This window comes from Paraburkholderia sp. FT54 (assembly GCF_031585635.1).
Taxonomy (GTDB): Bacteria; Pseudomonadota; Gammaproteobacteria; order Burkholderiales; family Burkholderiaceae; genus Paraburkholderia.
The window spans coordinates 294,416-317,808 of sequence record NZ_CP134195.1; the positions used below are offsets into that span (position 1 = coordinate 294,416).

The following is a 23,393-nucleotide window of genomic DNA, read 5'->3' on the forward strand; positions in this document are numbered from 1 at the left end:
GTGCTCCGCACCGGCGGTTTTTTTATGGTCAATGGAATATTGGCCGCATCCGGAGTGTTCACCCTCCTAGTACCTACAGATGGTGAACGGACGAGCGATCATCAATATGGCCCTTTAAGATGCACAGACTGATGGGCCGCCAAGGAGCAGCACGATGTGGATCAAGCGTAGCGACAGAATTCAACTCAGTGGCGACGACATTGCGCGCAGCGAAATCACGCCGCAACGTATTTTTCAGAACCGGCGGCGCGTGTTGCAGGCGGCCGGCGCGGTGGCGCTCGGCGGTCTGATCGGGGTGAACGGCGAGGCGCTGGCGGCGTACACGTCGCCGGACCCGAAGGCGCAAAAGCTGGCGGCGAAGACCAACGCCAGGTTCGTCGCGCTCGACAAGATCACGCCATACAAGGACATCACGACGTACAACAACTACTACGAGTTCGGCACCGACAAGGCCGATCCCGCGCACAACGCCGGGACGCTGCGGCCGCATCCGTGGAAGGTGAGCGTCGAGGGCGAGATCAAGAATCCGAAAGTGTACGACATCGACGAATTGCTCAAGCTCGCGCCGCTCGAGGAACGCGTGTACAGAATGCGCTGCGTCGAAGGATGGTCGATGGTGATTCCGTGGATCGGCGTGCCGCTCGCGGAACTGATCAAGCGCGTGCAGCCGACCGGCAACGCCAAATACGTGCAATTCATCACGCTGGCCGATCCGTCGCAAATGCCCGGACTGTCGACGCCCGTGCTCGATTGGCCGTACTCCGAAGGGCTGCGCATGGACGAAGCGATGAATCCGCTGACGTTGCTGACAATGGGTCTCTATGGTCAGGTGCTGCCCAATCAGAACGGCGCGCCGGTGCGCGTTGTGGTGCCGTGGAAATATGGCTTCAAGAGCGCGAAGTCGCTGGTGAAGATCCGCTTCCTCGACAAGCAGCCGCCGACCAGTTGGAACACGTACGCATCGAACGAATATGGGTTTTACTCGAACGTGAATCCGAACGTCGATCATCCGCGCTGGAGCCAGGCGACTGAGCGACGCATCGGCGAAGACGGTTTCTTCACGCCCAAGCGCAAGACGCTGATGTTCAACGGCTACGGCGATCAGGTCGCGTCGCTTTATCAGGGCATGGACCTGAAGAAGAATTTTTGAGCGGCGCGAACATGGCTTCCGATACGCAATCCGCTACACAGACCGAACGCAAGGTTCCGCGGACGCAGGCGTCTGCGTCGGCGACTGTGCCGAAGCGCTCCGCAGCCGGCGCGCGCTGGATCGTGCCGGTCAAGATTGTCGTGTTTATCGCGGCCTGGTATCCGCTCGCGCGCATCGTGTTGTTCGGCTTCACGGAGCGGCTCGGCGCAAATCCGATCGAGTTCATCACGCGCTCGACGGGTCTCTGGACGCTCGTCTTTCTCTGCATCACGCTGGCCGTGACGCCGTTGCGCCGACTTACCGGCGTCGCGGCATTCGTGCGTTTTCGCCGGATGCTCGGGCTTTATGCGTTCTTTTACGCGACGCTGCATTTCACCACTTACCTGTGGTTCGACAAATGGTTCGATGTCGCCGAGATCATCAAGGACATCGGCAAGCGGCCGTTCATCACGGTGGGCTTCGCGGCGTTCGTGCTGTTGATCGCATTGGCCGTGACGTCGCCACGCGCGATGGTGCGCAAGCTCGGGCGCCGCTGGCAGATGTTGCATCGGGCCATCTATGCGATCGGCGCGCTCGCGATCCTGCACTTCTGGTGGATGAAGGCAGGCAAACACGATCTGATCCTGCCGAAGATTTACGGCGCCATCATGGTGGCGTTGCTGGGTTGGCGTTTGATGGTATGGGTGCGTGACAGGATGTCGAAAACACGTTGACCGACGCCGCGAAGGTGTAGCTCGCGCACGGCGATCGCGTAAGCAGAAAAAGGCGATGCCGCATTGGCATCGCCTTTTTTTGATGTCGGCGCAAGTATTGAAGGTTACGCGGGCAAAATCGTTTCGCCCGCAAACAGTTGCTTCACCTCTTCGCGTGCGCGAACCACATGCACCTGTGTACCATCAACCATCACCTCCGCGGCGCGCGGACGTGTGTTGTAGTTGGAGCTCATCACAAAGCCATACGCGCCGGCTGAACGGATCGCCAGTAAATCACCCGGTTCGACTGCCAGCAGACGTTCGCGTCCGAGCCAGTCGCCGCTCTCGCAAACCGGACCGACCACGTCGTACACGTGAGCCGGCACGTCGCGCTTCACGACTGGATCGATTGCGTGATACGCCTCATACATGGCGGGGCGCGCGAGATCGGTCATGGCCGCGTCGACGATGGCGAAATTCTTTTCCGCACCCGGCTTCAGAAACTCGACGCGCGTGAGCAGCACGCCCGCATTGCCGACCAGCGAACGGCCCGGCTCGAAATACACTTCACGCTGGCCGTGACCGCGCGCTTCGATTCGATCGAGCACGGTGCGCACGAACTCCCCGATTTCCGGCGGCGTTTCGTCGTCGTACGTGATGCCGAGACCGCCGCCCACGTCGATGTGACGAATCTTCACGCCGTCCTGTTCGATCTGCTCGACCAGTTCCAGAACCTTGTCGACTGCGTCCAGATAGGGCGCGACTTCGGTGATCTGCGAGCCAATATGGCAGTCGATGCCGACCACCTCGAGATTCGCCATGGCCGCAGCCGCCTGATACGTGCCGCGCGCGTCTTCGAACGCGACGCCGAACTTGTTCGACTTCAGGCCGGTGGAAATATACGGGTGCGTCTTCGCGTCGACGTCCGGATTCACGCGCAGCGAAACAGGCGCCTTCTTGCCCATTCCAGCGGCAACTGCATTCAGGCGATCGAGCTCGGGAATCGATTCGACGTTGAAGCATTTCACGCCGGCCGCGAGCGCGTCGCGCATTTCGTCCGCGTTCTTGCCGACGCCGGAAAACACAGTGTTCTCCGCCTTGCCGCCGGCGGCCAGCACACGCGCCAGTTCGCCGCCCGACACGATGTCGAAGCCGGCGCCGAGTCGCGCGAATACGTTCAGCACCGCGAGATTGCTATTGGCCTTCACGGCAACGTGCACGCTCGCGCGACGGCCTGCGCAAGCGCCCGCGTAGGCGTTCCATGCCTCGGTGAGCGCGGCGCGCGAATACACGTACAGCGGCGTGCCGAACTGCTCGGCGAGGGAGACGGCGGACACGCCTTCGGCGTGCAGCACGCCATCGACGTAGTCAAATGCGGATCGAGTCATGCGAAAGTCTTATTGAACGGGTGTGGCGGCGGAAGCAGGCAGCGGAGCCGCCGTAGCGGATGCAGCGGAGGCGGGCGGCGCGGCGAGTTCGTTTTCCGGCGCCAACGAAAGCGGTGTGCCGGAAGTGTCCGGAACGGTGCTCATGTCGGTGGATGTGGCCGAGGCGGGTTGCGCGACGTCCGGTGTTTGCGTGCGATCGATCGGCTTGGCCGGTAGCGGCGGCACGGTGGGCAAATAGAGCGAACCGCGTTGTCCGCAGCCGGCAAGTGCACAACCTGCGAGAATGGCTAAAACCGCTACAATCGCGCGGCCGGGCGCCGCCGCGCGCATCCGAGTGACGACTCGCATGACTGTCCCTGAATAAATAATCGATGGAGTTTAGCATGTCCGATAGTGAATACCTGACCCGCGCGGAAGCCGCGCTAGCCGCCATCGAACGCGCGCTCGACGACACGGACGCCGACATCGAACTGGAGCGCAGCGGCAACGTCCTGACCCTCGAATTCGAGAACCGCACGAAGATCATCGTCAACCTTCAGCCGCCCATGAGCGAGATCTGGATCGCTGCGAAAGCGGGCGGTTTTCACTTCCGTTTCGTCGACGGTGAATGGCGCGACACCCGCAGCGGCACGGAGTTTTTCGCCGCGTTGTCGGAGTACGCGACGCAGCAGGCCGGCGAGCCGGTTCACTTCGAAGCGTAAGTCCGTTGATCAAGGGCGAACGCTGGCAAAGCGGCCGAATCGATTCGGCCTGATCGCACAAAGCAAATGGCCGCGCATTGAGCGCGGCCATTTTGCTTTTCTACTCGACTGTATACGCGCGTGCGTCAGTGTCCGCGGAAGAGATTCATGATGTCTTGCTTCTCCTGTTCGCCGACCTGCTCAGGTGCCGCTGCCGACGCAGCACTCGACTGGGCATCCAGTGTCGCCTGACTGACGCCGACCGTGGCAACGAAACCATTTCCCGGCGTGAAGTCGTCGAAATAAAGCTCTGAGCCGATTTCCGTGACGTCATCGGGTTTCGGCATCTTGTACTCCGGCACGCCCTTGAGCGCGCGTCCCATGTATTCGACCCACACAGGCAACGCGAGGCCGCCGCCGGTTTCCTTGTCGCCGAGACTGCGCGGGTTGTCGTAGCCGATCCATGCGATGGCCATGAGCGTGTGCTGATAACCGGCGAACCACGCGTCGCGCGAATCGTTGGTCGTGCCCGTCTTGCCGGCAAGATCAGTGCGTTTCAACGCGTTGGTCTTCGCGCCCGTGCCGCGTTGCGCCACGCTTTGCAGCAGGCTGTTCATCACGTAGGCGTTGCGCGGCTCGATTGCGTGCGGCGCGCTTTGCGCGGCCACCAGCGGTTGCGCGTGCGCGACCACCATGCCGCGCTGATCCGTGACTTCGGCGATCAGATACGGGTTGATCCGATAGCCGCCGTTGGCGAACACCGAGAACGCGCCCGCCATCTGCAACGGCGTGACGAGACCGGCGCCCAACGCCATCGGCAGATAGGCCGGGTGACGATCCGCGTCGAAGCCGAAGCGCGTGATGTACTGCTGCGCGTACTTCGTGCCGATCTGGTTCAGGATACGAATCGACACCAGGTTCTTCGAGCGCTGCAGCGCGGTGCGCATGGTCATCGGGCCGTCGAAGCCGCCGCCGTAGTTCTTCGGCTCCCACGCCTGGCCGCCGGTTTCGGCCGCGCTGAAGAAAAGCGGCGCGTCGTTGATTACAGTTGCCGGTCCGAGTCCCTTTTCGAGCGAAGCCGAATAGATGAACGGCTTGAAGCTCGACCCCGGCTGACGCCACGCCTGAGTGACGTGATTGAACTTGTTCTTGTTGAAGTCGAAGCCGCCGACCAGCGCGCGGATCGCGCCATCTTGCGGGATCACCGAAACGAACGCGCCTTCCACTTGCGGCAATTGCGTGATCGTCCAGTTGCCGTCGTCGCTCTTGACGAGGCGGATGATCGCACCGGGTCGCACACGTTGATTCGGCTGCGCGCGCGGACCAAGCGCGAACTGCGCGAAGCGCAGGCCGTCACCCTGGATCGTCGCGACATTGCCGTCGATAAAGGCGGCCCGCACCTGCTTCGGACTTGCCGCGGTAACCACGGCGGCGATGATCTCGCCGTTGTCCGGGTGTTCGAGCAGCGCGTCGTCGATGGCCTGTTCGCGGTCGTCGGCGTCGGACGGCAGATCGATGAATGCCTCCGGGCCGCGATAACCGTGGCGCCGTTCGTAGTCCATCAGACCTTTGCGCAGCGCCCGGTAAGCGACGTCCTGATCGGCGGAATCGATCGTAGTCACCACGTTCAGACCGCGCGTATAGGCTTCCTCGCGGTACTGCGCGTACATCATCTGACGCACCATTTCCGCGACGTATTCGGCGTGCACGCTGAACTCCTTGCCCGCGCCCTTGACCACGAGAGGCTGTTTGCTCGCTTCGTCGTACTGTTCCTGGGTGATGTAGTGCAGCTCGTACATGCGCTGCAGGATGTATTCCTGACGCACCTTCGCACGCTTCGGATTGACGACCGGGTTATAAGCGGACGGCGCCTTCGGCAGGCCGGCCAGCATGGCCGATTCCGCCAGCGTCAGATCCTTCAGATCCTTGCCGAAGTACACACGCGCCGCGCTCGCGAAACCATAGGCGCGCTGACCGAGATAGATCTGATTCATGTACACCTCAAGAATCTGATCTTTGGACAGCTTCGACTCGATCTTGTACGCCAGCAGCATCTCGTAGATCTTGCGCGTATAGGTCTTCTCGCTCGAAAGGAAGAAGTTGCGCGCAACCTGCATGGTGATCGTGCTTGCGCCCTGCGTGGCGTGGCCATTGGTCAGCGCGACGAAGCCCGCGCGCGCAATGCCTGTGAGGTCGACGCCGCCGTGATCGTAGAACCGCGCGTCTTCAATGGCGAGGATCGCCTTCTTCAGATGATCGGGCACGTCCTGAATATGGACGATGTCCCGCCGTTCTTCGCCGAACTCGCCGATCAGCACATGATCGGCCGTATAGATTCGCAGCGGAACCTTCGGCCGGTAGTCGGTCAACGCATCGAGCGACGGCAGATTGGGCGTGGCGACGACGAGCGCATAGCCGAGCACCAGCAAGACGCACAGAACGCCTGCGACGATCAGACCCACGAAGCCGAGGATGAGCTTCAGCCACAACGGGCGTTTGCGCTTTTTCGGCGCGGGCGGCGGGGACGTAGGAGACGTGGATTGCATATGGGCACCAAAAAACAGTCCCGCGATTATAGCCGCCTCGCTGTTCAGCTTTCGGCATGCTTACGGACACTTCTTGCCAGGTCTGCGCGCCGCGCGGGAATGACTTCACTGTAGTCCCTTTGATGGCGTACAGGACGTGCGCTGCTCAACGTTAGCCGTTTGGCTGAGTGTCGCGCGGCGGCGCGGCTACGCACAATTGCTCCTCATCACTCGCGGTCGAATGGTTCGTCGCGTGAGTCAGAGGGAGGACGCTATGGCATTGAAAAGATCTTGGCTTCAGGCAGTGCAACCCGGTGCGCAGCGTTTTGCTGCAGGGATCGATGTCGGTTCGCAGACCGTGCGTCTGATCGTGCTGAGTCAGCGCGTGCGCTCACCCGGCGCGCTGCATATCGAATACGTGAGCACCGTGCCACTTGTTGCCGGCGCAATGGCCGGCAGCGAGATCGCCGACCGTCACGCGGTGGCGCGTGCGTTGCGCGACGCATTCGCCGGACTGCCGCACGCGTGTGCGACACATGCCTTGCGATGCTCGATGGCGTTGCCCGCATCGGCCACCATGACCACTACCGTGCCGCTCGCGCGGCTTGCCGCGCAGAGCGGTTGTTCGGAAGACGGCGGCCATCAGCTGGCTGAACTGGAGCCGGCGGTGATGAACGAGGTCGAGCGCATTGCCGGCCTGGAGCGACATGCTCTCGCCGTCGACTGGTATGTCGACGAAGCGTATTCGCCGGTCCGCTCCATCACCATTGCCGCCACCGCGCGGCAACATCTCGAAGCGCGAATCGAATGCGCGGCGCTTGCCGGCATCTCGCTCACCGCCATCGACGGTGAGCCGCATGCCGCATTGCGCGCCATGCGCTACGCGGCGAGTTACGAACTCGATCCGCACGAGCCGTATGTCGCGTTGTGGATCGGTACGGATGGCGTGTACGGCTGGCGGATCGTTGACGACATCATCGCCCGCGAGATGCGCTATCCGGCACCGGAGCACACTGATCTTGCCGATGCATTGCGCGACCTGGCGCACGGTCCGGAACTCGACTGCGCGTTGGTGTGCGGCGAGGTCGATCTGCTCGACGGCGTCGGTTTCTCGACCGCGGATATCGCGGACGTGTTGAGCTGCACGGTGCTGCCATTCGAATGCGCGGCGCTGGGCGGCCTCGTTCGACCGCTGGACGATTCGCTGTTGCACGAGCCGTCCGGCGCGGTCGCGTTCGGGCTTGCATTGCGTGGAGTGCTCGAATGACGGGCGGCCTGTTGCACGCGGCCGCCTCCGACAGTCGAGCAACGGTACGCGGCACACGCTTCGCGCGATCGTGGCTCGGCGGTTTCAATCTGCTGCCTTACCGGCAACGCAATGCGCGGCTCGCGCGCCAGCGACGCGTACTCGAATGGATTGCCGCGGTCTGCGCCGGTTGCGTCGCCGTCTTCGCATTGGCCGGCTGGCAGGCAATCGAAAGGGCGCGCTTCGATGCGCAGCGCGTGTCGATCGAACACACGCTCACGCAACTATCAGCGCCGCTCGCGGAGCACGCGGCACTGCTGAGCTCGCGCGACGAACAGCGCCGGAACGCGGCGCGCTCAAAGAGCCTGTCCGAACCGCTCACGCATCTACGCGACTTGCTCGATGCGTTGAGCTTCGAGCCGGGCGACGGCGTGGTGTTGCAGCAGTTGCGCCAGCGTGTGGACGAGACCGAGTTGCAGGCGACATCGCGTGGACATCTCGCCTCGGCCGAGTGGCTCAAGCGTCTGAGTGCGATCCGCGGCGTGAAGGGGGCGGAGGTGAGCGACCTGCATCGCTCGGCTTCACGCGGTGGCATGGCTACGGAGGCGAGCATCGGTGGTCCGGTCGAATTCGGTGCGCATCTGCGCTGGAACGAGCCGGCGCAAAAAGCGGCCCGTCCGGCCGGGTCCACGGCGCAGCGTCCTGTGAAGTCTGAACAATCAAGAGGTGCGAAATGAGTACGACCTTTGTCGAGTTCGGCGGCGCGGCAAGCGCGCGGCTTTCTCTACCCCATTGGATGAAACGCATGCGTGTGCCGCTCGATGCATGGAGCCGGCGCCGCCGCTGGCTTGTCGCCTTGCTGATTGCCGCACTGGTGTTCAGCCTTGGCGCGCACGGCTGGGTTGTGGCCGATCTCGGTGGTGTCGAAGCGAGCCGGGCGGCGTTGGAAGCCGGTAGCCTGCGTCTTGCCAATGCGCGGCGTTCGCTTGCGCAATTGCCCGCGCTGCGCCGTGAGGCTGCCGCCGTGCCGGTTGCTGCGTCGGCCGCGCGTTCATCCGGGCCGTGGAGTTCCGCCGACGACGTGCGCATCGTCTCCGAACTGGCTGCGCAAAATAGCGTCGCGTTGCTGGCGGTGGAACCCGGCGCGGTCAACGGCGCGGGCGTTGAAAGCATGCGTCCGCTGCAACTGATCGCGCGCACGGATTTCATTCACCTGATGGCGTTTCTGCGCGGACTGTCCGAACTGCCGGTGCTGATCGTGCCCGTCGATGTGGCCGTCAAGCGGGATGCTGCGGCGCTGTCGGTGAGCGCCACGCTGCACGTGTTCGACGCGCTGCGGCCGGCGCCATCGACAAGCTCCGCGGACGCTTTCGCCGACGACAGCCTCGATTCGGACGACGATGAAAACATTGTCTTCTTCGATCCGTTTTCGCAGACGCAGATGCAGGCTGCCGGCGCTCTGTCCGATGTCTCGCAGCTTCGTCTGGTCGGATTGCTGCGCGATCGCACGCGTGGGCTCGCGCTGCTCGATACACCGGACGGTGTGACGACCGTCGGATCCGGACAGCGGATTGGAGCCGAGCGAGTCACGAAGCTGGATGCGTCCGGCATTACGCTCGCGAAGGACGGCGCGACGCGCATGCTGGCGCTGACGGAGGCTTCCTGATGAGACTGGTTGAGCCATTCCCGATTGCATCTTCGAGTGTCGATACGCGTGCGTCTCTTCGCCTGAAAGTGTGTCTTGGCCTGTATGTCGGCATGACGCTGAGCGGTGGTATCGCGCAGGCTTCGACGCCATCGACGCCGCCGCTGCCGCCGCTGCCAGCCTACATGCCGTTCGACGACGCGGTTTCGCCGCGCGATGCCCCATACGGCGCGCCGCCGCTGTCGCGCGACGTCTCCACTGAAGTGCCCAATCCGTTTCGCCGAGATTCCGCGGACGATCCAGAAGTATTGCGCGCGAGCGCGACGGCGGCCAATACTCGCGCGGACGAACCCGCCGCCGACGGCGTCGACGGCTCGCTGCCGTTGCGAAGGCAATCTGCCGCTCCGGCTCCCGCCGATGCTGACGCCGACGGCGCCGTCCCGCTGCGAAGGCAATCCGCCGCTGCGGCGCGCGGCGATGCCACCGACGCCGTCGCGCTCGAAGGTCCACCCGTGCCGCTGCCGCCGCTCGCGCGTCTGAGCAACACGCCGCGCAGTGCCGCCGACGCGGGCCTCGCCCCCGACGACAAACCGATCTCGCTGCATTTCCAGCGTGCGGAACTCGGCGCCGTCCTCAACGCGTTCGCCGGATTCACCGGATTGAACATCGTTGCGAGCGAGAGAGTGCGCGGCGCCGTCTCGCTACGGCTCGACAAGGTGCCGTGGCGCACCGCGTTCGACACCTTGCTCGACGTCAACGGCCTGGCGATGGAGCGACACGGCAACGTGATCTGGGTTGCGCCGATTGCGGATCTGGCCGCGCGCGAGCGGCAGCGCTTCGAAGCGCACGCCCGGGCCGCCGAACTCGAGCCGCTTGCCAGCCGCACGTTCGAACTGCACTACGCGCATGCCGAGGACGTCAGGCGTCTGCTGACCGGTTCGGGCGCCCAGCGCGTACTGTCGAAGCGCGGTGCCGCGACGGCCGATCCGCGCACCAATCTGCTGTTCGTGACCGACCTGGAAGGGCGCCTCGTGCAGATTGCGGCGCTGCTCGCCTCGGTTGATCGGCCGACGCGGCAGGTGCTGATCGAAGCGCGTATCGTCGAGGGCGAGCATGGTTTTTCGCGCAATCTCGGCGTGAAGCTGTCCATGGCGGGCACGAACGCCGACGACACCGCGAAAGGATTGACCTCCGCCGGCTACGATCTGTCGGCACGCCCGATCTCCGGCTTCGACGCCGCGACCGCCGGCCTGACCCTGTTCGCCGCCGGCGCGACGCGGCTGCTGAACATCGAGCTGAGCGCGCTCGAAGCGCAGGGGCGCGGCGAAATCGTCTCGAGTCCGCGCGTGGTCACGGCCGACCGGATGAAAGCGGTCGTCGAGCAGGGCACCGAGCTGCCGTATCAGGCGAAAGTGGGGCAGGGCGTGTCGGGCGTGCAGTTTCGCCGCGCCACGCTCAAACTGGAGGTTGAGCCGCAGATCATGCCGGACGGCCGGGTAGTGCTCGACCTCGACGTCGCCAAGGACAGCGTCGGCGAACAGACCGACGCCGGGCCCGCGATCAACACCAAACACGTGCAAACGCGCGTCGAAGTCGAGGATGGTGGTACGGTGTCGATCGGCGGAATTTACGCGACCGACGACCGGGACGATGTGACGCGGGTGCCGCTCCTGGGCAAAATACCGGTTTTAGGTGCGCTGTTCCGCCATCGGGCCCATCGCGACCAGCGCAGCGAACTGGCTGTCTTTATCACGCCGCGCGTCGTTCAGACAAATTAGGGGCATGCTGCCGCCGCTTGCGAGAAAACGAGGGCTGGCCCTCCAGGTTTTCTTTCCCTCCGGGGAGCCGGGCGCGCAGCGACAGGGCTGGAGGCGCTCTCGAGCGGCGCGCAGGCTCGACAAGGCAGCCGCTTTGCCAGTAAGCTGCGGCACGAACCATACCGGATTAGCCAGAGGACACCGTTGCAAGCGCGGGACGCACACGCCAATGTATTTTTTGTAGGGCTCATGGGGGCAGGAAAAACCACCGTGGGCCGGGCCATTGCGCGCCGTCTCGATCGCCCGTTCTTCGATTCCGACCATGAAATCGAGGCGCGCACGGGCGCGCGCATCCCGGTGATCTTCGAGCTGGAGGGCGAGGCGGGCTTTCGCGAGCGCGAAGCGAGCGTGATTTCCGATCTCACCGGGCGCGACAATATCGTGCTCGCGACGGGCGGCGGCGCGATACTGCTGCCGGAAAACCGTGAGGCGCTGCAAAATCGCGGGGTGGTGATCTATCTGCGCGCCAATCCGCACGACCTGTGGCTGCGCACCCGGCGCGACAAAAATCGCCCGCTTTTGCAGACCGAAGACCCCAAAGCGCGCCTCGAAGCACTCTACGAAGTGCGCGACCCGTTGTACCGGGAATGCGCGCACTTCGTGATCGAAACCGGCCGGCCCTCGGTCAACGGACTCGTCAACATGGTTCTGATGCAGCTCGAGATGGCCGGCGTCGCCAAACATCCTGCGTCATAATGGACCGTATGATTACCGTCAACGTCGAACTGGGCGAACGCGCCTACCCCATCCATATCGGTGCCGATCTGATCGGCCAGACCGCGCTGTTCGCGCCGCATATCGCCGGCAGCTCGGTCACCATCGTCACCAATACGACCGTCGACCCGCTGTACGGCGACAAGCTGCGCGCCGCGCTGGCGCCGCTCGGCAAACAGGTGTCCACGGTCGTGTTGCCGGACGGCGAGGCGTACAAGAACCTCGAAACCCTGAACCTGATTTTCGACGCGCTGCTCGGCGCCAAGGCCGATCGCAAGACTACCCTGATCGCATTGGGCGGCGGCGTGATCGGTGACATGACGGGTTTTGCGGCCGCCTGCTACATGCGCGGCGTGCCCTTCATTCAGGTGCCGACCACGTTGCTGTCGCAGGTCGATTCGTCGGTGGGCGGCAAGACGGGCATCAATCACCCGCTCGGCAAGAACATGATCGGCGCGTTCTACCAGCCGCAGGCCGTGATTGCCGATATCGGCGCGCTGCGCACGCTGCCGGCGCGTGAACTGGCGGCTGGCGTCGCCGAAGTGATCAAGACCGGTGCCATCGCCGACGTGGGTTTCTTCAACTGGATCGAAGCCAATATTGAAGCGTTGAACCGCTGCGAACCCGAAGCACTGGCCGAGGCAGTCAAGCGGTCGTGCGAAATCAAGGCGTCGGTGGTCGCGCAGGATGAGCGCGAAGGCGGCCTGCGCGCCATCCTCAATTTCGGCCACACCTTCGGCCATGCGATCGAAGCCGGCCTCGGCTACGGCGAATGGCTGCACGGCGAGGCGGTCGGCTGCGGGATGGTGATGGCGGCGGATCTGTCCGTGCGCATGGGCTATCTCGACGAAGCGGCGCGCAAGCGTCTGGTCGACGTGATCGTCGCCGCGCATTTGCCGACCCGGGCGCCCGCGCTCGGTGACGCGCGCTATGTCGAACTCATGCGGGTCGACAAGAAGGCGGAAGCCGGCGCGATCAAATTCATTCTGCTGAAGCGTTTCGGTGAGACGCTGATCACCCAGGCGCCCGACGCCGAGGTGCACGCCACGCTGGCCGCCGCCGTCTGAGTCTCGCGGGCATCCAGCAACGCAGCACGCACCAGCGTCACGAGGCGCCGCCCATGTTTCGGAGAACCCGGTGACTGACAGGCGCAGCGACGATGTAAAGCATGAACCGGCGGCAGGCGCGGCGACGATCGGTGTGCCTTCGCAGGACGCACTCGAAGCGCACCTCGCGCCGTACGCGGCGCATTCCGCGCAGTCGCGCGGCCGCCGCTATCCGGAAGCCGCCCCCAGCGCGCGCACAGAATTTCAGCGAGACCGCGACCGCATCGTCCATTCGACGGCATTCCGCCGGCTCGAGTACAAGACTCAGGTGTTCGTGAACCACGAGGGCGACCTGTTTCGCACGCGTCTGACTCACAGTCTGGAGGTCGCGCAGATCGCGCGGTCGGTCGCGCGTAATCTGCGGGTGAACGAAGACCTCGTCGAAGCCATATCGCTCGCTCACGACCTGGGCCATACGCCTTTCGGCCATGCCGGGCAGGACGCGCTCAATGAATGCATGCGCGAGCATGGCGGCTTCGAGCACAATCTGCAAAGCCTGGCGGTCGTCGACGATCTGGAGGAGCACTACGGCGCGTTCAACGGCCTGAACCTCTGCTTCGAAACGCGTGAGGGGATTTTGAAGCACTGCTCGCGCGAGAACGCGCGGCGGCTCGGGGCCTTGGGCGAGCGCTTTCTCGAAGGGCGGCAACCGTCCATCGAGGCGCAGATCGCGAACGTTGCCGACGAGATCGCGTACAACAACCACGATGTCGACGACGGTTTGCGTTCGGGCCTGCTCACTGTGGAGCAGCTCTCCGAAGTGGAGTTGTGGCAGGTGCACTACGAGGCGGCGCGCAGCGACTTTCCGCGGATCGAAGGGCGCAGGCTCATTCACGAAACGGTGCGCCGCATCATCAACACGCTTATCGTCGATCTGATCGATACGACCAAGCTGAATCTGGACCGCCACGCGCCGGCGTCGCTGGACGCTGTGCGCCTATCGCCCGCGCTCGTCGCGCATAGCGACGCGACTGCCGCGCAGGCCGCGGCACTCAAGCGCTTTCTGTTCAAGAATCTGTATCGTCATTACCGCGTGATGCGCATGGCCAACAAGGCGAGGCGTGTCGTCGCCGGTCTGTTCGACGCGTTCACTGACGATCCGCGGCTCTTGCCGCCGGGCTATCAATCGACGGACGCAACCCAGCAACCGCGTCTGATCGCCCACTACATCGCGGGCATGACGGATCGCTATGCGGTCAAGGAATACCAGCGGCTGTTTGTGATCGACGACAACTGAGCGGCGCGGCCCGAGGGCGCGCCGGCCCTGACGGCCGGCGAACCGGCGCCGGTGGGAGGCGTCGGTTCAAAGCACTTGCAGCAACCGCTGGTCCGCCGGCGCGTCCCGCGCCGGCGCGCCTGTGATTAGCGCAACCGCGACGCGAACAACGCGCCCGCGATCAACGCGACGCCGCCGACGATCGCAATCGTCTGCCACGGATTCTCATGCACGTAATCGTCGGCATCGGCGACCGCCACTTGGGCGCGTTCACGTACGGCTTCGCGCGTATCGTTCAAGCGAGAGCGCGCTACCTCGAGTTGCTTGCGAAGTTTGCTGCGCAATGCCACCGCGTCCGCCTGGGTGCCATCCGCCAGCGTGGATTCAAGTTCCGACATTAGCGTGCGCAGTTCGCCTGCGATATCTTCGGCCGCATGGCGGCTATGGCGAGCGATACGCCGCGCACGGCGGCTGGTGCTGGTCCAGGATTCGCCGAGGGCGTCTCGCGTATTCGGAAGTGCAGTCATGGTCGCTCCGTCGATGAAGTGAAAGGGTCCCACGCGTTGTCACAAAGACGCAGATTCACGTCGCGACGTGGGAAACACCATGCGAACGCAACTTCGGTGCCAAACCCCGCGAGCCCCATCCGCCGTGGCTCGGCCGCACATTTATCAGCAGATATTGCACTGCCTCGCGCGATTCCGGGTCAAATTTACAAACGCTGACGGCTGGCCGGCGCGTGGCTTCATGAGCCCTGAACCGGCCTCCGCGAAGCGCACAGGAAAATAAAAACGCCGTCATTGGATGCATGACGGCGTTGTCCAAGCCACGAAAATTCGACTACCCTAACTCTACGGCCCCTAATTTTCTCGAAGCGTTAGAAACGGTAACCGATGTTGACGTAGGTAACGATCGGGTTCAGCTTGATCTTGGTTTGCGATTGCACGTTCAGCGTGCCGACTGGCGTGTTCGCCGCAGTGTTCAGCTTGGCGGTCGTGCTGAGCGGCAGGTACGAAACGGAAAAGCCCGCGAACCAGTGCTGGTTGAAGGCATAGGTGAAACCGGCATTAAACACCGGCTCCCACGAACTATCCGTAGAGACGCTGGTCGGACCATGCAGTACGTTTGCCTCGAATGCGCTGTTGGTGATCTTTTCGTCGGTGAACCAGATGCGGCTCACACCAATGCCAAGATATGGGCGGAACGTGGCAGTCGGGGCGTTGAAGTAGTACTTGAACAGCAGAGTCGGGCTCCACTGTTTTGCCTGGCCGAGCTTGCCGAATTGGGCGAGGCTGCCTGAACCTTCGAGGTCGAATGAAGGCGGGATGCCAATCGCGAATTCGGTTGCGATGTGGTCGGTGATGAAGTAGCCGGCAGTGAAGCCGAGGGTATCGGCTGAACCGAGTGTTGCGCCGGTGTTGGCTTCGGTGATGTTGGTCGGGCTGCCGCCAATGCTTGTCACTTTCAACGGTTGGCTGCTCGATTGAGGCGCAAGATGGAACCAGCCTGATGTGACGAAAAAGCTACCGGCCGATTGCGCATGCGCTGCCGTTGTCATGCAGGCTAGCGCCGCGATCCCCGTTACGGCCTGTTTTAATTTCATATGTGCTCCTCCAAAAAAGGCCCGCTCATTATGACTACAACGTTTGAAACAAACCATACGCGGCGGCTAGAGCTTTCTCCCTAAGCTCCGCGCGGTTTCTGGCTCTGCCGCGCCGCGCCGAACCTTGGGCGCGTGCAGTTCTTCGGACCTTCGGGTATGTACCAACGCGACTATTGGATACTCCAGCATGGCACGGCTTGCACGTCTCTATGTCCCTGACCAGCCGCAACACGTCATCCTCCGCGGGCTCGATCAGCAGCCCGCATTCGTCGACGACCAGGACTACGAGCTCTTCATTGATTGTTTGAAAGCGGCTTCGCGCGACCATCATTTATCCATCCACGCCTACGCGTTGATGCCTGGCGCGGTGCAACTGCTCGTCACGCCGACCGAGGAGTCGAGTCTGCCGAAGGCGATGCAGGCGGTCGGGCGCCGTTACGTGGCGCACTTTAACAGGCGCTACGCGCGCCGAGGCACATTGTGGGAAGGCCGCTACAGGGCCACGGTGATCGAAGGCGAGCGCTACTTTCTGCTGGCAAGCCGCGTCGTCGAGATGTGTCCGGTGCGCGCCGGGCTCGTGAGCGCGCCGGAAGACTACCGCTGGTCGAGCTATCGCCATCACATCGGCCTGACGCTCGACAGTCTGATTACCGACCACCCGCTGTACTGGTCGCTCGGCAATACGCCGTTCGAGAGGCAGCGCGCGTACCGCGAACTGTGCGAGCAGCCGCTCGACGAACGCGAAGCCAGCCAGCTCCAGCAGGCCACCCTGAAGGGCTGGGTGTTGGGCAGCGATACGTACCGCGAGTGGGCGGCGCGCGCTGCCAACCGGCGTGTGTCGCCGCTGCCGCGCGGGCGGCCGCGCAAGGTGCGCGAGACGCCGCAACAGCAATAAAGCGTTTCGCATCAAAGGGCTGCATCGAAACGGCATCTTCGCATGCCGTTTTCTTTTGCACGATTTTGATATGGCACCAATAAAATTGCATCGCGATGCACCAACTTGATAATTGGGGTTCAAACACCATGTTTTATTTGCTATTCCATTGATTCGTCGCGTATATTCCGAATTCCGGCGTTTTTTGATACGCGTAGCATCCAGCGTTGAGCGCGCCGTCGCGGTCGTCAATCGCACTGCGGCAATAGAAAAACGGTTTAACGGCCTGTCCGGCCCCTCACAGACGGTGTCCCCATGAACGACCACCAGCAACCGATTCACCCGGTTCCCGCCGCGCAAGGTCTGTACGACCCGCAGAACGAGCACGACGCCTGCGGCGTCGGCTTCGTCGCTCACATCAAGGGCAAGAAAAGCCACGAGATCATCGAGCAGGGCTTGAAGATTCTTGAGAACCTGGACCACCGGGGCGCCGTCGGCGCCGATCCGCTGATGGGCGACGGCGCGGGCATCCTGATCCAGATTCCGGACGGCTTTTACCGTGAGGAAATGGCCAAGCAGGGTGTGGTGTTGCCGCCGCACGGCGAATACGGCGTCGGCATGGTCTTCCTGCCGAAGGAACACGCGTCGCGTCTCGCCTGCGAACAGGAACTGGAACGCACGGTGAAGGCCGAAGGCCAGGTCGTGCTGGGCTGGCGCGACGTGCCAGTCGACCACACCATGCCGATTTCGCCCACCGTCAAGGCGAGCGAGCCGCTGATCCGCCAGATTTTCATCGGCCGCGGCAAGGACATCATGGTGACGGACGCGCTCGAGCGGAAGCTGTACATCATCCGCAAGACCGCGAGCCACCGCATTCAGGCGCTCAAGCTGAAGCACGGCAAGGAATACTTCGTGCCGTCGTGCTCGGCACGCACGGTCGTCTACAAGGGCCTGCTGCTGGCCGGCCAGGTCGGCGTGTATTACCGCGACCTGCAGGACGACCGCACCGTCTCGGCGCTGGCGCTGGTTCACCAACGCTTCTCGACCAACACGTTCCCGGCGTGGGAACTGGCTCACCCGTATCGCATGATCGCCCACAACGGCGAAATCAACACGGTCAAGGGCAACGTCAACTGGCTGAACGCCCGTACCGGCGCGATCGCGTCGCACGTGCTCGGCGACGATCTGCCGAAACTGTGGCCGCTGATCTATCCGGGCCAATCGGACACCGCCTCGTTCGACAACTGTCTCGAACTGCTGGTGATGGCCGGCTACCCGCTTGTCCACGCCATGATGATGATGATTCCGGAAGCCTGGGAACAGCACACGCTGATGGACGACAACCGCCGCGCGTTCTACGAATACCACGCCGCGATGATGGAGCCGTGGGACGGCCCCGCCGCGATCGCCTTCACCGACGGCCGTCAGATCGGCGCGACGCTCGACCGTAACGGTCTGCGTCCGGCGCGCTACATCGTCACGGACGACGACCTGGTGATCATGGCGTCGGAAGCCGGCACGCTGCCGATTCCGGAGTCGAAGATCGTCAAGAAGTGGCGTCTGCAGCCGGGCAAGATGTTCCTGATCGACATGGAACACGGCCGCATCATCGACGACAAGGAACTGAAGGACAACCTCGCGAACGCCAAGCCGTACAAGAGCTGGATCGACGCCGTGCGCATCAAGCTCGACGAAATCGAGCCGAAGGCCGAAGACGTCGCGACGGAACGCCGTGAAGCCGCCGCTCTGCTGGATCGTCAGCAGGCTTTCGGCTACACGCAGGAAGACCTCAAGTTCCTGATGGCGCCGATGGCGCAAGCCGGCGAAGAAGCCGTCGGTTCGATGGGCAACGACTCGCCGCTGGCGGTCATGTCCAACAAGAACAAGACGCTCTACCACTACTTCAAGCAGCTGTTCGCGCAAGTGACGAACCCGCCGATCGACCCGATCCGCGAAAACATGGTGATGTCGCTGGTGTCGTTCGTCGGTCCGAAGCCGAACCTGCTGGACACGAACAACATCAACCCGCCGATGCGTCTCGAAGTGTCGCAGCCGGTGCTCGACTTCAAGGACATCGCGAAGATCCGCGCGATCGATCAGTACACAGGCGGCAAGTTCAGCTCGTATGAACTGAACATCTGCTATCCGGTGGCGTGGGGCAAGGAAGGCATCGAAGCGCGCCTCGCCTCGCTGTGCGCGGAAGCCGTGGATGCGGTCAAGTCCGGCTACAACATGCTGATCGTGTCGGACCGCAAGACCGACCGCGACAACGTCGCGATTCCGGCGCTACTGGCTACCGCCGCAATCCACACGCATCTCGTGCAGCACGGTCTGCGCACGAGCGCCGGCCTGGTCGTGGAAACCGGCTCGGCGCGTGAAACGCATCATTTCGCGCTGCTCGCGGGCTACGGCGCGGAAGCCGTGCACCCGTACCTCGCGATGGAAACGCTCGGCCAGCTCGCTGCCGGCCTGAAGGGCGACCTGTCGCCGGAGAAGGCGGTCTACAACTTCACGAAGGCGGTCGGCAAGGGTCTGCAAAAGGTCATGTCCAAGATGGGCATTTCGACCTATATGTCATACACCGGCGCGCAGATTTTCGAAGCCGTCGGTCTCGCTGAAGATCTGGTGCAGAAGTACTTCAAGGGCACGTCGTCGAAGGTGGGCGGCATTGGCCTCTTCGACGTCGCGGAAGAAGCGATCCGTCTGCATCGCGACGCGTTCGGCGACAACCCGGTCCTCGCGACCATGCTCGACGCGGGCGGCGAATACGCCTACCGCGTGCGCGGCGAAGAACACATGTGGACGCCGGATGCGATCGCCAAGCTGCAGCACTCGGCGCGCAGCAACTCGTATCAGACGTACAAGGAATACGCGCATCTGATCAACGATCAGACCAAGCGTCACATGACGTTCCGCGGCCTGTTCGAATTCAAGTTCGATCCGACCAAGGCGATCCCGCTCGACGAAGTCGAATCGGCGAAGGAAATCGTCAAGCGTTTCGCCACCGGCGCGATGTCGCTGGGCTCGATCTCGACCGAAGCCCACGCCACGCTGGCTGTCGCGATGAATCGCATCGGCGGCAAGTCGAACACGGGCGAAGGCGGCGAGGACTCGAACCGCTATCGCAACGAACTGCGCGGCATCCCGATCAAGAACGGCGACACCATGAAGTCCGTGATCGGCGAAGAAGTGATCGTCGACATTCCGCTGAAGGACGGTGATTCGCTGCGCTCGCGCATCAAGCAGGTTGCTTCCGGCCGCTTCGGCGTGACGGCGGAGTACCTGTCGTCGGCTGATCAGATCCAGATCAAGATGGCGCAAGGCGCGAAGCCGGGCGAAGGCGGTCAACTGCCGGGCCACAAGGTGTCGGATTACATCGGCAAGCTGCGTTACTCGGTGCCGGGCGTCGGCCTGATTTCGCCGCCGCCGCATCACGACATTTACTCGATCGAAGACCTGGCGCAACTGATTCACGATCTCAAGAACGCGAACTCGGCGGCCAGCATCTCGGTGAAGCTGGTGTCGGAATCGGGCGTCGGCACGGTGGCCGCAGGCGTGGCGAAGGCCAAGGCGGATCACGTCGTGATCGCCGGTACGGACGGCGGCACGGGCGCTTCGCCACTGTCGTCGCTCAAGCATGCCGGCACGCCGTGGGAACTGGGTCTCGCCGAAACGCAGCAAACGCTGGTGCTCAATCAGTTGCGCGGCCGTATCCGCGTGCAGGCCGACGGTCAGATGAAGACCGGCCGCGACGTCGTGATCGGCGCGCTGCTCGGCGCGGACGAGTTCGGTTTCGCGACGGCGCCGCTCGTCGTCGAAGGCTGCATCATGATGCGCAAGTGCCATCTGAACACCTGTCCGGTCGGCGTCGCGACGCAAGATCCGGTGCTGCGTGCGAAGTTCCAGGGCCAGCCGGAACACGTCGTGAACTTCTTCTTCTTCGTTGCGGAAGAAGCGCGCGAAATCATGGCGCAACTCGGTATCCGCAAGTTCGACGACCTGATCGGCCACGCTGAACTGCTCGATATGAAGAAGGGCATCGAGCACTGGAAGGCGAAGGGTCTCGACTTCTCGCGCGTGTTCTATCTGCCGCAAGTCCCGGCTGAAGTCGCACGCAAGCATGTCGACGTGCAGGACCACGGTCTGGACAAGGCGCTCGACCACACGCTGATCGAGAAGGCGAAGGCGGCGATCGAGAAGGGCGAGCACGTCTCGTTCATCCAGCCGGTGCGCAACGTGAACCGTACGGTCGGCGCGATGCTGTCCGGCACGATTGCGAAGAAGTACGGCCACGACGGCCTGCCCGACGACACGATCCACATCCAGTTGAAGGGCACGGCGGGCCAGAGCTTCGGCGCGTTCCTCGCGAAGGGCATCACGCTGGATCTGGTCGGCGACGGCAACGACTACGTCGGCAAGGGCCTCTCGGGCGGTCGCATCATCATCCGTCCGACCAACGATTTCCGCGGCAAGTCGGAAGAGAACATCATCTGCGGCAATACGGTGATGTATGGCGCGATCGAAGGCGAAGCATTCTTCCGCGGCGTGGCAGGCGAGCGTTTCTGCGTGCGTAACTCGGGTGCAACGGCGGTTGTCGAAGGCACGGGCGACCACGGTTGCGAATACATGACGGGCGGCACGGTGGTCGTGCTCGGCGAAACGGGCCGTAACTTCGCGGCCGGCATGTCGGGCGGCATCGCTTACGTGTACGACCCGGACAACACGTTCGCGGGCAAGTGCAACAAGTCGATGGTCGCGCTCGACCCGGTCTTGCAGCAGGCCGAACAGGAGCGCACGGTCGACAAGGGCCTGTGGCACACCGGCACGACCGACGAAGCGCTGCTCAAGGGACTCATCGAGCGTCACTTCCAGTTCACGGGTTCGCCGCGCGCCAAGGCGCTGCTCGAAAACTGGGACGCGTCGCGCCGTCAATTCGTGAAGGTGTTCCCGACCGAATACAAGCGCGCGCTGGGCGAAATGGCAGCGAAGAAGGCGAACAAGGAAGTGCTCGCCGCCTGATCCGCAACGTTGTTCATCAGCAAGACGTCACCTTTAGCCGTACCCGCCGCGTGCGACCGTTCCACGGTGCCGCGCGGCGGGTGTAGATCACCCCACCTGATACAGATAGAGAAGAGAACCACATGGGCAAGGCAACCGGTTTTCTCGAGTTCGAACGCCGTCACGAGGTGTACGAAGCTCCGCTCACGCGTGTGAAGCACTACAAGGAATTCGTCGCCGCACTGAGCGACGACGAAGCGAAGATTCAAGGCGCGCGTTGCATGGACTGCGGCATTCCGTTCTGCAACAACGGCTGCCCGGTGAACAACATCATCCCGGACTTCAACGACCTGGTGTTCCATCAGGACTGGAAGAACGCGATCGAAGTGCTGCACTCGACGAACAACTTCCCCGAGTTCACGGGCCGCATCTGCCCGGCGCCGTGCGAAGCGGCGTGCACGCTCGGCATCAATGACGACCCGGTCGGCATCAAGTCGATCGAGCACGCGATCATCGACAAGGCATGGGCCGAAGGCTGGGTTGCACCGCAGCCGCCGAAGCACAAGACCGGCAAGAAGGTCGCCGTGGTCGGTTCCGGCCCCGCTGGTTTGGCCGTCGCGCAGCAACTCGCGCGCGCGGGGCACGATGTCACCGTGTACGAAAAGAACGATCGCATTGGTGGTTTGCTGCGTTATGGCATTCCCGACTTCAAGCTGGAGAAGTGGCTGATCGATCGCCGCATGCGCCAGATGGAAGCCGAGGGCGTGACGTTCCGCGCGGGCGTGTTCATCGGTAAGGCGGATTCGCTGCCGGCGCATATCGGCAACACGGCGAAAGAAACCATCACGCCGGCCGAACTGAAAGAGCAGTTCGACGCGGTCGTGATCGCGGGCGGTTCGGAAACGCCGCGCGATCTGCCGGTGCCGGGCCGTGAGCTGGAAGGCATCCACTACGCGATGGAATTCCTGCCGCAACAGAACAAGGTCAATGCGGGCGACAAGGTCGCGAACCAGCTGCTCGCGAAGGGCAAGCATGTCGTCGTGATCGGCGGCGGCGATACGGGTTCGGACTGCGTGGGCACGTCGAATCGTCATGGCGCGAAGAGCGTCACGCAATTCGAATTGCTGCCGCAGCCGCCGGAAGAAGAGAACAAGCCGCTCGTGTGGCCTTACTGGCCGATCAAGCTGCGCACGTCGTCGTCGCATGACGAGGGCTGCTCGCGTGATTGGGCGGTCGCGACCAAGCGCCTGGAAGGCAAGAACGGCAAGGTCGAGAAGCTGATCGCGGCGCGCGTCGAATGGAAGGACGGCAAGATGCAGGAAGTGCCGGGCTCCGAATTCGAAATGAAGGCCGATCTGGTGCTGCTCGCGATGGGCTTCACGCAGCCGGTGTCGCCGGTGCTCGAAGCGTTCGGCGTCGACAAGGACAATCGCGGCAACGTGCGGGCGTCGACCGAAGGCGACAAGGCGTATTACACGTCGGTGGACAAGGTGTTCACCGCCGGCGACATGCGTCGCGGTCAATCGCTCGTGGTGTGGGCGATTCGCGAAGGCCGTCAGTGCGCGCGCTCGGTCGACGCGTTCCTGATGGGTCATTCGGAACTGCCGCGTTAACGTCTCCGGCCGGTTTTCGCGCTGAGGCGCGGAAACCGGCTACTGCTTGCAGGAAGAGGTGGAGACGACAATGTGCCGCGTCAGCGGCGCATCCACGCGGTAAAAAAACAAAGCCGGGCACCTGAG

General features: G+C 63.2%; 18 protein-coding genes. 13 read left to right on the forward strand and 5 right to left on the reverse strand.

What is annotated here, in order from left to right:
• Positions 1-154: 154 nt before the first annotated feature.
• Both msrP and msrQ read left to right on the forward strand, forming a co-directional pair.
• Positions 155-1,150, forward strand: coding sequence for a protein-methionine-sulfoxide reductase catalytic subunit MsrP (msrP, locus tag RI103_RS01410; protein WP_310813680.1), 996 nt, complete (start codon positions 155-157; stop codon positions 1,148-1,150).
• An 11-nt stretch (positions 1,151-1,161) separates the two neighbouring features.
• Positions 1,162-1,863 (forward strand): protein-methionine-sulfoxide reductase heme-binding subunit MsrQ, encoded by a 702-nt coding sequence (gene msrQ / locus RI103_RS01415; protein WP_310813681.1) that lies wholly within the window; start codon positions 1,162-1,164, stop codon positions 1,861-1,863.
• Between the two features lie 104 nt (positions 1,864-1,967).
• On the opposite strand, the gene lysA is transcribed toward msrQ, so the two are convergent.
• On the reverse strand, positions 1,968-3,230 hold the full coding sequence (gene lysA, locus RI103_RS01420; protein ID WP_310813682.1) for a diaminopimelate decarboxylase: 1,263 nt from the start codon (positions 3,228-3,230) through the stop codon (positions 1,968-1,970).
• Positions 3,231-3,239: 9 nt separating this feature from the next.
• Entirely contained in the window at positions 3,240-3,578 is a 339-nt protein-coding gene (lptM, locus tag RI103_RS01425) for an LPS translocon maturation chaperone LptM (RefSeq protein WP_310813683.1), read from the reverse strand.
• 35 nt (positions 3,579-3,613) lie between these two features.
• Between lptM and cyaY the strand changes: the two genes are divergently transcribed.
• Positions 3,614-3,931 (forward strand): iron donor protein CyaY, encoded by a 318-nt coding sequence (gene cyaY, locus RI103_RS01430; RefSeq protein ID WP_310813684.1) that lies wholly within the window; start codon positions 3,614-3,616, stop codon positions 3,929-3,931.
• A 125-nt stretch (positions 3,932-4,056) separates the two neighbouring features.
• Here cyaY and RI103_RS01435 read toward each other — a convergent pair whose 3' ends face one another.
• Positions 4,057-6,456, reverse strand: a complete 2,400-nt coding sequence (locus RI103_RS01435; RefSeq protein WP_310813685.1) for a penicillin-binding protein 1A — start codon at positions 6,454-6,456, stop codon at positions 4,057-4,059.
• 253 nt (positions 6,457-6,709) lie between these two features.
• Between RI103_RS01435 and pilM the strand changes: the two genes are divergently transcribed.
• From pilM to RI103_RS01470, 7 genes are all read left to right on the forward strand, one after another.
• Positions 6,710-7,702: a pilus assembly protein PilM gene (gene pilM / locus RI103_RS01440; protein WP_310813686.1), complete on the forward strand. Its 993-nt coding sequence runs from the start codon at positions 6,710-6,712 to the stop codon at positions 7,700-7,702.
• Complete coding sequence (locus RI103_RS01445; protein WP_310813687.1) at positions 7,699-8,418, forward strand: fimbrial assembly protein; 720 nt, start codon at positions 7,699-7,701, stop codon at positions 8,416-8,418. Before pilM ends, RI103_RS01445 begins: the two co-directional genes overlap by 4 nt.
• The gene (locus tag RI103_RS01450; protein ID WP_310813688.1) at positions 8,415-9,347 is read left to right on the forward strand and encodes a hypothetical protein; all 933 of its coding nucleotides are present in this window, start codon (positions 8,415-8,417) and stop codon (positions 9,345-9,347) included. The genes RI103_RS01445 and RI103_RS01450 overlap by 4 nt, the downstream gene beginning before the upstream one ends.
• Positions 9,347-11,104: a type IV pilus secretin PilQ gene (locus RI103_RS01455; RefSeq protein WP_310813689.1), complete on the forward strand. Its 1,758-nt coding sequence runs from the start codon at positions 9,347-9,349 to the stop codon at positions 11,102-11,104. Before RI103_RS01450 ends, RI103_RS01455 begins: the two co-directional genes overlap by 1 nt.
• Before the next feature lie 183 nt (positions 11,105-11,287).
• Positions 11,288-11,839 (forward strand): shikimate kinase, encoded by a 552-nt coding sequence (locus tag RI103_RS01460; protein ID WP_310813690.1) that lies wholly within the window; start codon positions 11,288-11,290, stop codon positions 11,837-11,839.
• Complete coding sequence (aroB, locus tag RI103_RS01465; RefSeq protein ID WP_310813691.1) at positions 11,839-12,924, forward strand: 3-dehydroquinate synthase; 1,086 nt, start codon at positions 11,839-11,841, stop codon at positions 12,922-12,924. Before RI103_RS01460 ends, aroB begins: the two co-directional genes overlap by 1 nt.
• A gap of 70 nt (positions 12,925-12,994) precedes the next feature.
• Entirely contained in the window at positions 12,995-14,200 is a 1,206-nt protein-coding gene (locus tag RI103_RS01470; RefSeq protein WP_409076960.1) for a deoxyguanosinetriphosphate triphosphohydrolase, read from the forward strand.
• Positions 14,201-14,325: 125 nt separating this feature from the next.
• On the opposite strand, the gene RI103_RS01475 is transcribed toward RI103_RS01470, so the two are convergent.
• Both RI103_RS01475 and RI103_RS01480 read right to left on the reverse strand, forming a co-directional pair.
• Positions 14,326-14,706 (reverse strand): DUF883 family protein, encoded by a 381-nt coding sequence (locus RI103_RS01475; protein ID WP_310813692.1) that lies wholly within the window; start codon positions 14,704-14,706, stop codon positions 14,326-14,328.
• Between the two features lie 350 nt (positions 14,707-15,056).
• Positions 15,057-15,782 (reverse strand): OmpW family outer membrane protein, encoded by a 726-nt coding sequence (locus tag RI103_RS01480; RefSeq protein ID WP_310815152.1) that lies wholly within the window; start codon positions 15,780-15,782, stop codon positions 15,057-15,059.
• Between the two features lie 187 nt (positions 15,783-15,969).
• On the opposite strand from RI103_RS01480, the gene RI103_RS01485 reads away from it, so the two are divergent.
• From RI103_RS01485 to RI103_RS01495, 3 genes are all read left to right on the forward strand, one after another.
• The gene (locus RI103_RS01485; RefSeq protein ID WP_007180173.1) at positions 15,970-16,677 is read left to right on the forward strand and encodes a transposase; all 708 of its coding nucleotides are present in this window, start codon (positions 15,970-15,972) and stop codon (positions 16,675-16,677) included.
• A 294-nt stretch (positions 16,678-16,971) separates the two neighbouring features.
• On the forward strand, positions 16,972-21,675 hold the full coding sequence (locus tag RI103_RS01490) for a glutamate synthase-related protein (protein ID WP_310813693.1): 4,704 nt from the start codon (positions 16,972-16,974) through the stop codon (positions 21,673-21,675).
• 122 nt (positions 21,676-21,797) lie between these two features.
• Positions 21,798-23,267, forward strand: a complete 1,470-nt coding sequence (locus RI103_RS01495; protein ID WP_310813694.1) for a glutamate synthase subunit beta — start codon at positions 21,798-21,800, stop codon at positions 23,265-23,267.
• Positions 23,268-23,393 lie beyond the last annotated feature (126 nt).

Excerpts from the sequence above, each read along its gene's own strand:
- RI103_RS01495 (WP_310813694.1), top strand. The coding sequence starts at position 21,798 with ATGGGCAAGGCAACCGGTTTTCTCGAGTTCGAACGCCGTCACGAGGTG.
- lysA (WP_310813682.1), bottom strand. The coding sequence starts at position 3,230 with ATGACTCGATCCGCATTTGACTACGTCGATGGCGTGCTGCACGCCGAA.
- msrP (WP_310813680.1), top strand. The coding sequence starts at position 155 with ATGTGGATCAAGCGTAGCGACAGAATTCAACTCAGTGGCGACGACATT.
- msrQ (WP_310813681.1), top strand. The coding sequence starts at position 1,162 with ATGGCTTCCGATACGCAATCCGCTACACAGACCGAACGCAAGGTTCCG.
- lptM (WP_310813683.1), bottom strand. The coding sequence starts at position 3,578 with ATGCGAGTCGTCACTCGGATGCGCGCGGCGGCGCCCGGCCGCGCGATT.
- RI103_RS01490 (WP_310813693.1), top strand. The coding sequence starts at position 16,972 with ATGAACGACCACCAGCAACCGATTCACCCGGTTCCCGCCGCGCAAGGT.
- aroB (WP_310813691.1), top strand. The coding sequence starts at position 11,839 with ATGGACCGTATGATTACCGTCAACGTCGAACTGGGCGAACGCGCCTAC.
- RI103_RS01455 (WP_310813689.1), top strand. The coding sequence starts at position 9,347 with ATGAGACTGGTTGAGCCATTCCCGATTGCATCTTCGAGTGTCGATACG.
- RI103_RS01445 (WP_310813687.1), top strand. The coding sequence starts at position 7,699 with ATGACGGGCGGCCTGTTGCACGCGGCCGCCTCCGACAGTCGAGCAACG.
- pilM (WP_310813686.1), top strand. The coding sequence starts at position 6,710 with ATGGCATTGAAAAGATCTTGGCTTCAGGCAGTGCAACCCGGTGCGCAG.
- RI103_RS01480 (WP_310815152.1), bottom strand. The coding sequence starts at position 15,782 with ATGAAATTAAAACAGGCCGTAACGGGGATCGCGGCGCTAGCCTGCATG.
- RI103_RS01450 (WP_310813688.1), top strand. The coding sequence starts at position 8,415 with ATGAGTACGACCTTTGTCGAGTTCGGCGGCGCGGCAAGCGCGCGGCTT.
- cyaY (WP_310813684.1), top strand. The coding sequence starts at position 3,614 with ATGTCCGATAGTGAATACCTGACCCGCGCGGAAGCCGCGCTAGCCGCC.
- RI103_RS01485 (WP_007180173.1), top strand. The coding sequence starts at position 15,970 with ATGGCACGGCTTGCACGTCTCTATGTCCCTGACCAGCCGCAACACGTC.
- RI103_RS01435 (WP_310813685.1), bottom strand. The coding sequence starts at position 6,456 with ATGCAATCCACGTCTCCTACGTCCCCGCCGCCCGCGCCGAAAAAGCGC.
- RI103_RS01475 (WP_310813692.1), bottom strand. The coding sequence starts at position 14,706 with ATGACTGCACTTCCGAATACGCGAGACGCCCTCGGCGAATCCTGGACC.